The following is a 15,946-nucleotide window of genomic DNA, read 5'->3' as shown; positions in this document are numbered from 1 at the left end:
TTGCATATACCTTAATGATTATTGCGATTCGCAATATATTTAGCTAAAGCACGTATAGGATTATCTTTATGCATATAGTTAATTCCGAGCGCATTCATTATATGTACTATGATTGGTTGGTCAATATGCGCGCGTTTTATTATTTCTACATTCTGGAATGCAGATTCGATGCTCCCTTTGTATAACACATTTCCGTTATCAAGTATGAGAGCATTTTGACAATTTTCGTATGCGAATTCCATGTCATGGGTGATAAATAATACTGTTACATTTATCGTATGTAAATAATTAAGTATTTTTACAAGTCGCATTTTTTGTGGTTTATCCAACCCACCAGTCACTTCATCCATAATAATAATATGTGGTTCTCTTAGTAGTGCAGATGCAATGTTAATAAATTTTCTTTCAGCGAATGACAAATTAAATGGGTTTGTATTTTCTTTATCGTTTAAACCAGTAAGATTCAGAACGCGACTGTAAAGATCATTGTTTATATTCTTTATCCCATATGTAATTTCTTTATGTACAGTGCTGTTAAAAATTTGATCATTTGGGTTTTGAAAAATATAACCAACGAGTGATGTAATATCGTGTTGCTTTAATGTCTTATATTGTTTTCCTTCAATAGTTATGTCTCCAGAAGTTGGCTGTAATAAATTGTCTATTATTTTGGCGAGAGTGCTTTTACCTGCTCCATTGCTACCTATTATTGCGCATAATTCACCACTTTCGAATTCTATGTTTACGTGGTTTAGTATTCTGCAGGATTTTTCTTGTTTATCATTATTTTTATTTTTTATTTTTTCATTTGAAGGATATTGAAAACTTACATCGTTCAATTTAATTGCGATGCTCATCGCATTTCTCCTTTAATAAAACTATTAATTCGCCTATATCTGTTATGTCAGGGGTTATTTGGATATCAAACTTACGTAACTTTTTCACAATTTTGACAACTTCTGGAATATCAATACAGTCAGAAGGGAAAGTTTCATCATAAAAAACATCATATTTATTTCCATAATGAGTGATAAAACCATTTTGAAGAACAATGATATTATCTGCATATTCCGCTAACAAATTTGTATCTTGTTCACTAATTATTACGGTATGTCCCTCGTCTTTGTATTTTTGTAGAAAATTATAAATATTTTTAGTTTCTTCTGGATCAAGTTGTGAAGTAGGTTCGTCAAGAATTAGTATTTCTGGATTATTAACTATAACGCACGCGATTGCAACGCGTTGAACCTGCCCTCCGGATAGGGTTAGTGGGTTTTGAAGCGCAAGTTGTTCTATGTTAAGTAATTGCATAACTTGTGTAACCAGACTCTCTATTTGTTGAATAGGGATACTGCGATTTTCTAAGCTGAATGCAATTTCTTCAAATACAGTTTTTTTGATATGACTTAACTGTGAAAAAGGAGCGCTAAATACAAAGCCTACACTGTCACATTCATTAGATTTTAATAAATCAATCGTGTTGTTTAATAGTATTTTTCCAGAATATTTTCCCTTATAGAAATGAGGAATATATCCCTTAAGAGATAAGCATAGACTTGATTTACCTGAAGCGTTAGCTCCAATTACTCCATATATTTTCCCTAATTCTAGCTGTATTGTTATCTTGCTTAAAGCTGGTTTTGAAGTAAGTGGATAAGTGTATGAAAAATTGCAAATATTATATGATATAACCATAAATTACTCTTCCTAGAATAAGAAAAACTAGTGTAATTGTTCCTATTGTTAGTACTAATTTTTCGTGACCATTATGATTAACCTGTTTAATATATGTCTTTTTTTCTGAACTAAAAAAATTTCGCGAATCAAGCATCATTATGCGTTGCTCGATGTTTATTAGTGAAGTAATAAATGCTGGAAGCAAAATCGAAGTAAATGTGCCAATTCTACGTATTAAATTTCCATTAAAGTTTATTCCACGACTTTTTTGCGAGGTTATTATTGCTTTAATTTGCATTTGTAAATAATCAATCGTTTGGAAAGTAGAAAGTATTATGAAACATGTTTTATTGCTCATCCCAAGTTTGTTTAAAGATATTGTAATATCTTCTATATCAGTTATTTGGAAAAAACATATGACTATAGTTGATATATTTAAGGTATTCATTCCGAGCGTTATAGAATTAGACAATGCTGTATCTGTAATCTGCAAAAAATTAAGACTTAATATTGTATTTCCTTGTCTACAGAAAGCGACTTGAAATATCGCAACAAATAATGAGAACATGGCTATACTTGATACGAGCTTATATCCATTCTTTTTTATTCCACATAGAATCATCAGAACAAGTAGAGCAACAAAATAGGGGAACAATAAAAGTCGCAAATTGTATAATGTGAATGAAAAAGTATTTAATATAATATCTACTAATATTAAATATATGGTCAATATAAATTTTGTTGTCGGGTATAGCGTCGCAAGTATCTTGGTATTTTTTACTTGATTAATAGTATCGATATAATGCATGTACATAATTACTTTTATCTCTGTATTTATATAGTAAACTCGATTTAATTTTTACTATTCAGAATCTGAATTTTTTAAATAAAGTAAACCTAATGGGAAAAGAAGCAGTAATTTATTGGGCAAGCATTTTATAACGCTTAAGCATATAATGATTGTTAATACTCTATCAACCCATGTAAAGAATCCTTCAGTAGAGAATACAGAAATCCAGATATTCATTCCAGATGCAGTTATTAAAGCCGCTATAATAGATGATCCTCCGCCAGTGAACCCGCTAAATACTAGGACTACAATCGGTGCTGAAATAATAATGGATATTGTTGCCATGATTATTGAAGAAATAAAAATTTTCATATAATTTGAAAACATTTTATGTTTTGCTAGAATACCAGCGCATAAGGCTAGAGCAATATTGACCACTATGAATGGAAGCATGGTTGGCATAGTGATTGATGAAATTATTGAAGATAGCATTCCAGTTGTTATTCCTACAAGTGGCCCAAAAATCATGCATGCAAATAAAGTACCTATAGTATCAAGGAAAATAGGTAGTTTTAGCATACCTGCTATAGTTCCAGAAATATAATTAACAGCAACACATAATGGTATTGTGACAACTGCAACAGTAGTAAATTCTTCCTTGAATGATTTAATTATCTGTTTCATGCAATCACTTCCTATTTGATTACTACAAATATTATCTTTTTGACTATTTAATTATCAAATGACATTTGTCATTTGATAATTAAATAGTCATAGAAGAGTATCTTTTATGTAGCAAAGCAAAATGTTGGTCCGTTATAACCAATTTTCCTCTTATGCTTGTTATAAGATTCTCTTTTTTCATGGATTCTAGATACCTGTATAAAGTTCGTAAATTAATATTTAGTATTTTTGCTAAATCTTCGCGAGTATATGGGCATATATACGGTCTATCTTTGTTTGCTTGAGTATATAAATAATATCCAATAATGTCAATTGATTCAAGTAGTCTTTTCGTTGCTGCTTCTTGCATTGTTCTTCCCGCTGTTTTTGCGAATATTGATAATACGAAATAGCAAATTTTGCCATTTTCTTGAACAATTTCGCGAAATAGCGAAGATGGAATTCTAAATACCAAACTTTTTTCTTCTGCCATAACGAAAGCAGTATAATGCGGTTCATTGGTAACGAGTTCAAAAAGTCCCAGTATTTCTATTGGTTCAATATTTGAAATAACTCCATCGTTACGATTTAAACTTCCTCGAACTGTAGCTTTACCATCTAAAAAGATATATACATATTTTGCTGCACTATTCATATTTATGAGAACATCATTAGTGTGATATGTTCGTATGAATTGGTGAGGAATGAGTTGTTTTGCTTTCTCTATTTTTACAATCGTACTCATGCTATCCGTTGCATCTAGTATAAATGCAAGCGCCGTTGCTATACATTTGTTGTTCATGATTTACTTTTACTCCTTAAGAACAAAATTAGTCATGACAAGTGTCATTTTAAGCATTATAAAATCATGATATTTTTTAGGCAAGCCTCTAATGGTTTATAAATGTTAATTAAAAGAACTAGGAAAGTGTGAAATCATGAAGCGTAATGATGCGCTAAAAGCTTTTCTTTCATTTGCTATGTATTTCTTGGCAGGTTCGACATGTGTAATGATTGGCAGTACGTTGCCACAGTTAGTACAAACCTATGGACAGAAGATTGAACTTGTCGGTTTACTTGGATCAGCATATGCTCTTGGTAGAATTCTCACCGTTAACATAACAGGTGTTCTTGTAGAGAAAATTGGATCAGTAAAAGTTTTAGGAATTGGTACTTTTATTACTGGCATATTTATGTTTGGTATTCCTACAATTCCTAGTTTTGTTTCTGGTTTAATACTTGCGTTTGCGGGAGGCATTGCATTTGGCACGCAGGATGCTGCATGCCCAACATTGTTAAGTAGCATATTCAAAAAGAATTATGAAAGTTCATTGACTTTTGGACAAGGACTATTTGGTGTAGGAACTACAGTTTCACCATTTGTATTAGGTCTGTTCTTGAGTGGTAAATTATCTTATGCATGGTCATATTATGTGTTAGGTATTCTTTCATTTATTATCTGTGCGGTGTCTTTTATAGTCAAAGATACGTCTGAGATTAAAGATACAGAGAAAGAGGAAGAACATATCAGGCCACTATATGCTAAGAGTAAGATTCTTGCCTATGCTGGAATTGTTATTTCAGTTGCCGCATTCAGCGGAGTATCGACTGCTATAGGTATGTATACAACAAGTTTTGCAATAACAAAAGGAATAAGCGAATCAAATGCTGCATTTATGTTTACACTATTTAACTTAGGTTGTGTCCTTGGAGGTTTCCTTTTCACTTGGATTCTGAGATATGTAAAAGGTACCTTAGTGCTACTCATGAATTGTATCGGTTCATTTATTGCTATTCTTGCCGCAATGCTTGTTAACACTGCCTTGAGTTACTATATTGGGCTTTTCGTTGCTGGTCTTTTCTTAGGCGTTTTATTTAGTGTTATTGTTGCAATTGCCTCTAGAATTATGTATAAGCGCGTGAGTATAGCATGCTCTATCGTTGCTACAGCAAGTGGCGTAGCTGATATGCTAACTCCTATCGTTGTTGGTGCTGTTATTTCGCAATTTGGAGTAGGGTTCTCATATACATTCGGGCTTATAATGCTGGCAATATGTATTGCTTCGGCTGCACTGCTAAAGATAGTTACATTTGAAAATACAGTTTCTATTAATTGATAGGGTGTTGAGAGTTTATGGAAAATAAAGAAATTTATTCTAAAAAGAAAATAATAATAGATACAGATTGTGGTTCGGATGATGCTATGGCAATTGCCATGGCTTTAAATGATCCTAGATATAAGATATTAATGTTTTCCACTGTATCAGGAAACGTATGCATGGAACAAGCGACTATTAATACGCTTACTACTATCGAGCATGCTGGTTCATATGAACCACCTGTATATAAAGGAAGTAGCAGCATGCTGTTGCGCGATTTGGTTTATGCTCATGAAACCCATGGCAGAGATGGAATGGGTGATATTGGTCTAGTGCCTCATCGCTTAAAAGAAAGTAATGGTAATGCTGTTTTGAAAATGATTGAAACTTTGAGAAACAGTGAGGATGGTGAAATAGACATTATTGCATTAGGGCCATTAACTAACATTGCTCTAGCTATTAAGGTTGATTATGAAGCGATGAAAAAAGTTGGTCGCATAGTAGTTATGGGATCTGCTGGTCTAGGTCGTGGAAATGTTTCTCCTGTAGCAGAATTCAATATTTGGCAAGATGCAGAAGCTGCAAAGATATTAGTTGATTCTGGTCTTAAAAATATTATGTTTGTTGGATGGGATGCATGCTTGGGAGAATGTATGCTGAATCCACAAGAAATTGCTAATATTCGCGAAAGTGGAAAACTTGGTAAGTTTGCCATTGATTGCAATAGGGAATTAATGGAAATGAATATTAGCCGTTTTGGGGATGCTTATCTCGATATGGCTGATCCATCTGCTGTTGCCGCTGCGCTATATCCTGAATGTGTAAGCGAATGCACAAAATATTATTGCCAAGTTGATGCAACTCCTGGACCAAGTTATGGTTCAGTTCTTGTTGACGCTAATTTCTTCTCTGGGAAGACTCCGAATGTTGAAATATGTAGTAAGCTTAATCCAGAAAAATATAAAAATTACATTTATCGTACTTTACATGTTGTAGATTAGCAAAATTTGTCTTTACCGACATGCTTTTCTATCTTGCAATAACATTTAAATACGACCGGGTTTGTTTATTGTTATTCATAAACTTTCTCGGTCGTATTTATATTTAATGCGTATATGTCCAGTAAATATACTTTTCTCACATCCCTAGTATTTTTATATACCAATCCAATACTTCTCGTATCCTGTACAGGTCTGCCGTTTTACCTATTGATTCCCAACGATTTTGATATTGTGTGAACCATTCGTTCAAATTTGTTTTAAAAGATTTTGCTTCAGCTAGAGTAAATCTCTGGTTTAGTATGTACAACCCTAATTGGTTGAGCAGTTGTTGACCTTGAATGTTTAAAATGCTAGTGCTTATAAAATCTTTGTTTATATTTTCACAGTTTATATTTTCGCTGCAAGCATTTATATCGTAGATGCTCTTTGAGCATTCTGATAGAGTGCGATTATATTCTTTAGCATTTAATATTTGTGATTCTCTTTCATTTAAGAATCGTCTTCTTGCTTGTTCTAGGGAAGTGTTCTTTGGATATCCTAATGAAAATAGTACATCTTCGTTTGCTATATTTTCGTTATTGTATTCAAGTTCTTTGAATTGCACAGCGTCAGACCAGCTGAATGCTTGTGCATGAGACGCTTGTTTAATAATGTTAAGTAAGTTTGAGTTTGTTCTGTTAGCAAATACATTACTTACCTTGTTTATTAAATCTTTTTTTGCAATATTATTAGATTTCCAAGCATATTCCGATGATATTATTACATACGGAAGTGAGAGTATGGGATCGTTTATATGTCCATAATCTCCCCAATCAGTTAACAAAAATCCTAATACATGATTTTTGTGCCCATATTCACATGTTTTGGATATGTTATTTATAGCAGAGTCAAAATCTGGTATAAGCCTATTCCAAGATTGTGTGCCAGGGCATACGTATTGATCGCGATTCTGACTTTTTATTAGTTTTATATTGTTTTCATTCATGTTTGCCGAGTAATCCCAATTTGCAAAAATAACATTTTTTGGAATATCAGCTAATAACTCTGGGTGTTTTATTGCAATATCAGCATACATTATTGGCTGCAAACCTAATTCGTGTAATTTTTCACATAGCTTTTTAATATAGGACAAATAAAGATTTGCCACTCCTATTTTTTCAGCAACATTTTTACTTTCACCGCATCCAAGGTCAAAGGTCTCATCGGCGCCAATATTAAACTTATTAGATTTAAATAGTGATGCATAATCTTTAATCCTTTTAGATATAAACGGTATAGTGTTAGGATTAGTAGGATTTAGAGTATGATGCATCATTCTTTCAACAAAACTGAAGGGTCTTTCTGATTGTTCTGGGAATTCGCCAAGCTGTTTATATGAGTTACTTCTTAGTATTTCATACATGTGTCCAAAAGTTGCAAGTGTTGGAACGAGTTCTATTCCTCTTGCATAGCAGTATTCATCTAGATCGATAATCTCACTACAAGTTAATGGTGAATGTCCAATCCAGGATTCAATTGTGTCATCTAAATCGATAACATGTTCTACGTATAGTTGAAGTTGATTATATTTGTATAGACTTAACTGGTCTACTAAAGTTTTTAACCATGAAAGTTTTGGCACTCTTCCTCTTGAAACATCATAAGAATATGCTCTTACAGGTATTTCTGGAAAGTCTTGAATTTGTAATGATGGCAGTATTAGACCATATTGCATAATTAGTTGTCTTATAGTTTGTATTGCAAAGCAGATACTCGCTATGCTCCCAGCTTCTATATTTACAAGTGTTTGATTGGTTGAGATTTTAGATGAAATTTTATATTCTTGAATACGTAGATGTTTGTTAATAGCTGCCGATATAGCGCTTTTATATCCTTCTGAGTAGCTAATGCTCCAGTTGCAATTGTGATTGTTTTTCAAATCTTCACATAGCTGTTTTGCTGCTGTAGTTATTCTTAAGTCTGGTTTAATATTTATGAAACTAATATGACTTGATTGTGGAAGCGTAATAGTATCTTTTGCGTATATTGATATGTTTTGTGGTGAAGGTATTATTTCGATATTTGAATTGTCGATTTTCATTTTGTGCTTCTTTGCTACTAGTTTTTACATTAATTTTTTGTTGATTGCTTCTTTGCTTTTTATATCTTAGAGATTCATGATTCTATTTTGAATTACTGATATACATTCTCCTATAAGAGTTATGTCATTGTTGCAAGTGCATCTTCTTACTGTACAAGGATGTTTTGGACTGTATGGACCATATTCTTGTATTGCTTTTTCTGTAGAGCTTATAAATACCTTATTTACAATGTCGGATGGTCCATAAATTACCACGTCTGTTAGGTCTAAAAGATTAATTGTTGTTGTGAGAGCTTTTCCTAAATAATTACCTGCCTCTGCTAATATATCTTCTGGTTTTCTATTTGATGTAAACATTTTTCTATGCAGTGTTTCCGCGGAAATATATGTTTCTAAACATCCTTTTTTGCCGCATGAACAATCTGGTCCTTGCGGATCTACTGTAATATGACCAATTTCTCCTGCAGAATTATTTATTCCAGTGATAATAGCATCATTTATTAATATTGATGCGCCAACACCTAACGATAACTGTATAAAAATTGTATTTGGTACGCCGTTGCCGAAGAATCTTTCGGCTAGTAATGCGCTATTCGTGTCATGATCAACGATAATTGGACAATTAAAATGCTTAATCAACTCTTCTTTAATGTTTATATTTTCCCACTGAAGATTCGATGAGCGAACTACTCTTCCTTCATCGTCTACGATCCCAGGTACAGCAATTCCTATTCCTAGTATGTGATTATTTGAATTATTTATTAGAGTTTTGCAAACTTCTATGATTTTTTCACAGTTCGCATCTGTGCTTTTATATAACGATATTTCCGATCTTTTTAATATATCTCCGCACAGATTAACAACAGCGCCTTGTATGAGACAAGGTTGTGAAAGATCTATAGTTATAATGTTCCAATAGTTTGCGTCTACTTCGAGTAGTGTACCTTTTTTACCTCTTTCTATTTTTGACTCTTGACCACTTTCTACTAATATGTGGTCTTCAAGCATTTCGTACACGACGGTTGAAATAGATGCTTTTGATAATTTTGTTTTTCTTACGAGCATAGCTCTAGAAAGTATTTGTTTTGGGAATAAATAGTTGAATATTAGCATTCTGTTATTTATTCTTGCGTCGGCAGGTATGGTTTTTTGAGACACTGTCATTAATTGATTAATCATTGGCTTCGCTATTGTTTTTATGCTCATGTCGTCGTTCCACTTTTAATGCCCATTGTTTTATACATGATATTCTATCAGATAAATATATAGTTTGGAATATATACTAAAACATGTTTTTGTAAAATATTTTCTAATTTTATTTTTTATATATGAAATATTGGAACTATAGATTCCTTTATTTTTCAATGTTTTTATTAAATATATTAGATAGTCTTGCATTTTTATCTTTTAGTGCAATAATTGTACTTAATTGGTTTAATAGGGTTCAACTTCAAAGCAGAAGTATTTTTCTAAGGAGTTTATTATGACGCACAGCACACCGTCGCATATAAGCATAGGGGTAGATGTAGGTGGAACAAAAGTATTATGTGCAGCTTTCAATACTAATAATGAACTGATTGCGCATTCTCAAGTTTCTACCAAGCAAGGTGAAGTAGAGATTGTCGATGAAGTGTGCAAGCTTATTTCTGAAGTGATTAATCAAATTATCCTAAAATATGGCAATGATACTAAATTCACTATAGGAATTGGTGTGCCTGGTTTAGTTAATCAACATACTGGGCAAGTATCTGAATCAGTAAATTTGGGATCTCATAGTATAGATTTTAAGACTGAAATACGTAAACGTTTTGGATTGAATTCTGTAATAGATAATGATGTTAATGCTGCAGCATTCGGTGCATATAATTATTATGGTTCTGATTCTAGTAGTTTAGTGTTTTTGAATTTAGGTACTGGAGTCTCTGCGGGAATTATCATTAATGGTTCTATTTTCCACGGCTCCACTGGTGTGGCTGGAGAAATAGGTCATATAGTTGCTGATACGCAGGGTAGGGATTGCCCATGTGGACAGCGTGGATGTGTAGAAACAATAATCTCTGGAACTGGTTTATCTAAACTTTGGCCAGCAAAGAATGAGTATCCTATCGCGTCTTTGCTGCGCAATGTTTCTGCTAAAAATAAAGAAGCTGAAAAAGTATGGAATAAGTTCATTTCCACCTTAGTTAGTGCACTACAGATTATTACAGTTACTTTTGATCCAGAGATTATTGTTATTGGTGGAGGAGTGAGTAAAACAGGAGCAATTTTATTAAAAGGCGTAAAAGAATACATTTGTAGACTTGAACAAAAATCGTCATTTTTGTCCTCACTAAAAATACCCGATCGTGTAGTGATTGCAAATCAAGAAGTGTTCTTTGGTGCGTTAGGAGCAGCTCTTATTGGCAGACGCTACGATGATAAAGCAAAGGAGGAAAATTAAATATTTAAACCGTGTTGTAAAAGTATTATAAAAATCTCCGCATTGCATTTATTCTTCAGAAAACTACCTTTAACTATCTTTAAATTGGCAGATGATAACTGAATTAATGCAAGTGCGGAGATTCTTCTTATGCAATTAGCACTCTAGTTGTCACAATCAACCTAGTTGCCAAAATCAATGTCTCCAAGCTTTTCAATAAGCTTCATGTTTTCGCTATAATCCACTGGGCAAGCTATAACGTCAACGCCGCTTTCTTGTTCCAAAGCTTCTTTAAGCATGTTGTATAAGTCTTCTGGCTTTTGTACAACATGGCCTCTAGCTCCAAAGCTTTCTGCCAATTTTGGAACATTTGGATTAGTAAAATCAACGTATTCGTGTTCTCCAGCGTGTAAGTCCATCTTCCACTTAATCAATCCGTAAGCGTTGTCTTCCCAAACTAGAACAACCATTCTAGAACCCACGCGAACAGCGGTTTCAATCTCTTGAACATTCATCATAAAGCTGCCGTCGCCCATAACAGCAAGAACAGGCTTTGTGTTGATTTTTCCACTATTATCTTTAATAAACGATGCTCCAACAGCTCCAGGCAAAGTCCAAGCCATTGTAGAAAGGCTGTTGTCTATAATGCAAGTATTTGGGTGCATTGTTGGGTAAAGCCTTGCCATCCACATTTTTAAAGCGCCTGTGTCTACAAGAACCTTGGTGCCTTCTGGAACAGCGCGCCTAGTGTCATATACAACACGCTGTGGCTTCATAGGAATACTGTTATCGTTTTCAAACGAACGTAGCTCGTCTGTAATCATTTGACGAATCTTTGGGTGAGTTACATCAAAAGTAATGTTTCTATCCTTAAGAACATTTGTAAGAGTTTTAAGAGTCTGACCAATATCTGCCATAATGTTTAGGGCAGTAGGGTAGTGTGCGTCTGTGTCTTCAACAAATGTGTTTATGTGAATAATAGTCTTGTCAATATTTGGATTAATCTTCTTAGGGTCAAACTGTTGTATAGAGAATCCAACAGCAATAATCAAATCTGCTGTATCGAAAGCAAAATTCTCATAATCCCTATGCATGAATCCGACTACGCCAAGAGCATTAGGGTGATTATCTGGGAACACGCCTTTGCCTTCAAATGTTGTTGCAACTGGAACATTAAGCTGTTCTGCAAAAGCGCGTAGCTGTTCTTGAGCGTGGCTTCGTGCAACTCCGTTTCCTGCAAGAATAATCGGCGTTTTTGCTTGGCTAATGATTTTAGCAGCTTCGTCAATAGTATCTGGAGCGGGAAGGATGTGCAGAGGTCTTGGAAGTGGAAGTGGCTTTGCGTTTTCTGGAACGCTCATTTCGCTAATGTCTTCTGGGATTACAAGGCAGGTTGCTCCTGGACGCTTTCTTTGAGCGATTGAGAAAGCTTTACGAACCATTTCTGGAGCAGTGCTTGGAGCTAACATCATCGAAGACCACTGAGTGATCGGTTGGAACAATGACACCAAATCAATGATTTGGTGAGATTCTTTATAAAGACGAGATACGTTTCCTTGAGCGCATATTGCAACAAGCGGGGTCGTGCTTGCGTTTGCCTGAGCCACTGGAAGAGTAAGATTTAATGCTCCAGGTCCAAGCGTTGCTAAGCACACGCCTGGCTTTCCAGTAATATGAGCATAAGTTGCGGCCATAAAACCTGCGCCTTGCTCGTGGCGAGTAAGCACAAAGCGTATGTTTCCATTTCGTTCAATTGCTTCTAAAAGCGGAATATTTTCTTCGCCTGGGATTCCAAAAACAACTTCAACGCCTTCATTTACAAGGCATTCTACAACCAAATCTGCTGTGTTTCTTTTATGATTGTTTTGTTTTGTTTTCTGCAATTCTTCGTTTGCCATAATTGCGCTTCTCGCTTTTGCTTTAAGTTGTTTCAGCCTTTAAGCTTAAACTTCAAGACTTCTTTTCCATTTATAATATAGTCTTCTACGACATGCGCCCATTTTGCGCGTGTCATAAAAATGGGCGGATTTTTGCCTATTCGCTTTGTGGCAAAACTAAAGCTCTTTTAAGACAATATGCCTTGTTATTTCAACGATTTTGTCGGGAATTTTTGCCCCTTTGGATTGGGTTTCTTATACAATTGAACGAGTTGTGTATTTTTGTCACGGAGGAACGATGAGGCGCTGGCTTCTGAATTTGGTCAAGTGTGAAACCATCCTTATTGTGGCCGCCGTTTTAGCTGTTATTTCTTGCTTTTTCGTTCCACCAGATGCGCAATATTTTAGCTACATTCACGTAAACACTATTTCTCAACTTGTTTGCTTAATGATGGTTGTTTGCGGATTCCAACGAATAGGCGTTTTTAGAAGCATTGGCGCGAATCTTCTTAGAAGAGTTAGGACTGAGCGCGGATTAGTTCTGGTTCTTATGTCTCTAACGTTTTTCTCAGCGATGCTTATAACTAATGATGTTGCACTTGTAACTTTTGTTCCTTTTGCGATTTCTGTTTTGATGATGGCGAATGCAGAAAAGCACGCAATTCTTGTTGTGACTTTAATGACGATTGGTGCAAACGTTGGAAGTATGCTAACTCCTATTGGCAATGCACACAATTTGTATCTTAAAGCGCTTACTAGAATGTCTACTGGTGGATTTCTTTCCATTATGGCTCCGTACACGCTTACTGCTGCGATTCTTATGATTGCGTTTGCGTTTGTGTTCTTTAGCTCTAGAAAAGTCGATCAATTTGAGGGCTTGCATGGAGATGACATTGAACAAAGTGTCTTGGCTCCGCACTCTAAATCACCTAAGCCAGATGAGATTCGCGTTATGGGTTACGGTGTTGGTTTTACTCAATGGCGAGTTATTGTTTATAGTCTTTTATTTGTTTTGTGCTTGTGTGGAGTAGCTGGCTGGATTCCAGACTGGATTATGGTTTTGGCAGTTGTTATTGCCTTTATTATTTGCGATTCGCATGTGTTCCGCGCTCTAGACTGGGCTTTGCCTCTTACATTTATAATGTTCTTTATTTTTATTGGAAACATGCGTAGGGTCCCAGGATTTACCGAGATTGCACAAATGTGGGTTGGCTCTCATCCTATGGAAGTTTCGGTTGTTTCTAGTCAAATGATTAGTAATGTTCCAACTACTATCTTACTTTCAGGCTTCTGCGACCAGTGGAAGATGCTTATTATTGGTACTAATCTTGGCGGTATGGGAACGCTTATTGCGTCTATGGCATCTTTGATTTCATACAAGAGTATTACGCATAAGTATCCTCATAATAAGGGTCGCTATTTGCTTATGTACACAATTGTGAATCTTCTTTTCTTGGCTGTTTTGATTGGTTTAGCTTGGATTATTGAGTAGTGTTTTTCTGGCTTTTTGCGTGATTTTTGCATTGTGGGTGTGTCTTTTATTGCAATTATTGTGATTATTTTCACATATTTTTACGTTATTCTGCAATGAAATGCTAGTAAATTTCAGATTATTTGCGATTTTGTTGTATTATTTTCTATTAAATCGCAATTATGCTTAATAATTTTCATTTTATTTAAAATATATACGAAAATCATCAAAAATTGAATATAACATTATAACAAATTTATGTCTTGGCTTATCCATTATTATGGCTTCTTGCACTAAGTTAAGTTTGGGCAAAAGACTTTTGGCATTAATTACATTTTCTCTCTTGTAATTTTGTAAATTATGCATGCCAAAATCAGCTCACATATTAATAAAAATATATAAGGAGAGAACTATGAACGGTGTTCTGTCTATACTGCTAGATGTTTTTAGACAACCATCTGTAATAGTTGCAATGATTTCTCTAATTGGTCTTGCAGTACAAGGCAAAAAGATTTCCGACATAGTACAAGGCTCTATTCGTACAATGATTGGTTTCTTAGTATTGGCAGCCGGATCTGGAGTAGTCACTGAAGCACTAAATCCTTTTGGGAGCATGTTCCAATATGCGTTCCATGTTCAAGGCGTAGTACCAAATAATGAAGCTATAATCGGTACAGTTCTTATGAAGTATGGATCAGAAGCAGCATTAATCTTCTTCTTTGGAATGATTGTTAACATTGTTTTATCAATAACATCTAGATTTAAGTTCATTTACTTAACTGGTCACGTTGCATTCTATATGGCAAGTATGCTCGCAGTAATCTTCAATGTCGCAGGTTTTGATACTCTAACCGTTATTATTCTCGGATCATTCGCTCAAGGTTTACTTATTACGATTTCTCCAGCATTGGTTCAGTCATTTATGCGCACTGCTTCCGGCAAAGATGATGTTGCACTTGGACATCCTACGAGTAGTGGAGTTCTTATTGGAACTTTGATTGCAAAACTTACAGCTTCTAAAAAGCATCCGTCTAAGTCTACTGAAGATATTAAGTTCCCAGCTGCTCTTGGATTCTTAAAAGATACAACTGTTCTCATTGCACTTTCAATGGCAATTATCTACGCTGTTGTAGCACTTTTTGCGGGGCCGCAATATATTGAATCGCATTTATCTAATGGGCAAAACTTTATTGTGTTTGTTATTCTTAAGGCTGCAATGTTCTCTGCAGGCGTTTTCATTATTCTTGCAGGCGTACAGGTTGTTTTAGATGAGATTGTTCCAGCATTTAAGGGAATATCCGAAAAACTCGTTAAAAACGCTAAACCAGCATTGGATGCTCCTATGACTTTTGGTTTTGCTCCAAACGCTGTTCTTATTGGATTCTTGGCAAGCTTTGCTGGCGGAATTGTTGGAATGGTTATTATGGCTTTGGCTGGCACAACAGTTGTTATTCCAGGAATTGTTGCGCACTTTATGGCTGGTGGTGTTACTGGCGTATTTAGCAACGGCCAAGCTGGTAGAAGAGGCTGCGTTGTAGGCGGTTTTGTTAATGGTATTGTTATTACATTCTTGCCGTTACTTCTTTTGCCTGTTTTGGGTAATCTTGGTTCTGCAAACTCCACTTATTCAGACGCTGATTTTGGTGTAACTGGAGTTTTTCTTGGTTACACGAATGTTGCAGGAGGCAAAATCGTAAGTATTATTGCAGTTGTAATATCTTATATTCTTTTCTATGCGTCTTCAATATTGTTGACTCGCAGAGAAAATAGTAAAGTCAAATATGCAATTGAAAACTAATACAATTGTGAAGAGTTATTGTAGAAATTAAACCTAAATCACAATTAAAAATAGAAACGATAAGTCTAAAA

General features: G+C 34.8%; 13 protein-coding genes. 5 read left to right on the top strand and 8 right to left on the bottom strand.

Annotated features, from left to right (window positions below; translation table 11 throughout):
* Positions 1 to 11: 11 nt before the first annotated feature.
* The 5 genes from GAVG_RS03755 to GAVG_RS03735 form a co-directional block, all read right to left on the bottom strand.
* Positions 12 to 857 (bottom strand): energy-coupling factor ABC transporter ATP-binding protein, encoded by an 846-nt coding sequence (locus tag GAVG_RS03755; protein ID WP_009993757.1) that lies wholly within the window; start codon positions 855 to 857, stop codon positions 12 to 14.
* Complete coding sequence (locus tag GAVG_RS03750) at positions 841 to 1,695, bottom strand: energy-coupling factor ABC transporter ATP-binding protein (protein WP_013399621.1); 855 nt, start codon at positions 1,693 to 1,695, stop codon at positions 841 to 843. Before GAVG_RS03750 ends, GAVG_RS03755 begins: the two co-directional genes overlap by 17 nt.
* On the bottom strand, positions 1,679 to 2,485 hold the full coding sequence (locus GAVG_RS03745) for an energy-coupling factor transporter transmembrane component T (protein ID WP_004113546.1): 807 nt from the start codon (positions 2,483 to 2,485) through the stop codon (positions 1,679 to 1,681). Before GAVG_RS03745 ends, GAVG_RS03750 begins: the two co-directional genes overlap by 17 nt.
* 54 nt (positions 2,486 to 2,539) lie before the next feature.
* Entirely contained in the window at positions 2,540 to 3,151 is a 612-nt protein-coding gene (locus tag GAVG_RS03740) for an ECF transporter S component (RefSeq protein ID WP_013399619.1), read from the bottom strand.
* 79 nt (positions 3,152 to 3,230) lie between these two features.
* On the bottom strand, positions 3,231 to 3,932 hold the full coding sequence (locus tag GAVG_RS03735) for a Crp/Fnr family transcriptional regulator (RefSeq protein ID WP_009994133.1): 702 nt from the start codon (positions 3,930 to 3,932) through the stop codon (positions 3,231 to 3,233).
* A 136-nt stretch (positions 3,933 to 4,068) separates the two neighbouring features.
* On the opposite strand from GAVG_RS03735, the gene GAVG_RS03730 reads away from it, so the two are divergent.
* Together GAVG_RS03730 and GAVG_RS03725 are read left to right on the top strand one after the other, a co-directional pair.
* The gene (locus GAVG_RS03730; RefSeq protein ID WP_009994132.1) at positions 4,069 to 5,247 is read left to right on the top strand and encodes an MFS transporter; all 1,179 of its coding nucleotides are present in this window, start codon (positions 4,069 to 4,071) and stop codon (positions 5,245 to 5,247) included.
* Between the two features lie 17 nt (positions 5,248 to 5,264).
* Positions 5,265 to 6,230: a nucleoside hydrolase gene (locus GAVG_RS03725; protein ID WP_009994130.1), complete on the top strand. Its 966-nt coding sequence runs from the start codon at positions 5,265 to 5,267 to the stop codon at positions 6,228 to 6,230.
* Positions 6,231 to 6,366: 136 nt separating this feature from the next.
* Here GAVG_RS03725 and GAVG_RS03720 read toward each other — a convergent pair whose 3' ends face one another.
* Together GAVG_RS03720 and GAVG_RS03715 are read right to left on the bottom strand one after the other, a co-directional pair.
* Entirely contained in the window at positions 6,367 to 8,310 is a 1,944-nt protein-coding gene (locus tag GAVG_RS03720; RefSeq protein ID WP_009994129.1) for a beta-N-acetylhexosaminidase, read from the bottom strand.
* A 66-nt stretch (positions 8,311 to 8,376) separates the two neighbouring features.
* On the bottom strand, positions 8,377 to 9,516 hold the full coding sequence (locus tag GAVG_RS03715) for an ROK family protein (RefSeq protein ID WP_004114978.1): 1,140 nt from the start codon (positions 9,514 to 9,516) through the stop codon (positions 8,377 to 8,379).
* Positions 9,517 to 9,793: 277 nt separating this feature from the next.
* Between GAVG_RS03715 and GAVG_RS03710 the strand changes: the two genes are divergently transcribed.
* Positions 9,794 to 10,750 carry an ROK family protein gene (locus GAVG_RS03710; RefSeq protein WP_004114979.1) on the top strand — a complete coding sequence of 319 codons (957 nt, stop codon included), beginning with the start codon at positions 9,794 to 9,796 and terminating at the stop codon, positions 10,748 to 10,750.
* A 161-nt stretch (positions 10,751 to 10,911) separates the two neighbouring features.
* Here GAVG_RS03710 and GAVG_RS03705 read toward each other — a convergent pair whose 3' ends face one another.
* Positions 10,912 to 12,627 (bottom strand): acetolactate synthase large subunit, encoded by a 1,716-nt coding sequence (locus GAVG_RS03705; RefSeq protein WP_004114980.1) that lies wholly within the window; start codon positions 12,625 to 12,627, stop codon positions 10,912 to 10,914.
* A gap of 277 nt (positions 12,628 to 12,904) precedes the next feature.
* On the opposite strand from GAVG_RS03705, the gene GAVG_RS03700 reads away from it, so the two are divergent.
* Together GAVG_RS03700 and GAVG_RS03695 are read left to right on the top strand one after the other, a co-directional pair.
* Positions 12,905 to 14,098: an SLC13 family permease gene (locus tag GAVG_RS03700; protein ID WP_004113569.1), complete on the top strand. Its 1,194-nt coding sequence runs from the start codon at positions 12,905 to 12,907 to the stop codon at positions 14,096 to 14,098.
* A gap of 391 nt (positions 14,099 to 14,489) precedes the next feature.
* The gene (locus GAVG_RS03695; RefSeq protein ID WP_048653125.1) at positions 14,490 to 15,875 is read left to right on the top strand and encodes a PTS ascorbate transporter subunit IIC; all 1,386 of its coding nucleotides are present in this window, start codon (positions 14,490 to 14,492) and stop codon (positions 15,873 to 15,875) included.
* The last annotated feature ends 71 nt before the right edge of the window (positions 15,876 to 15,946 follow it).

The organism is Gardnerella vaginalis ATCC 14018 = JCM 11026 (genome assembly GCF_001042655.1).
Lineage (GTDB): Bacteria > Actinomycetota > Actinomycetes > Actinomycetales > Bifidobacteriaceae > Bifidobacterium > Bifidobacterium vaginale.
The sequence above is the reverse complement of the archived record's forward strand: the minus strand, read 5'-3'. Positions and strand labels throughout refer to the sequence as shown.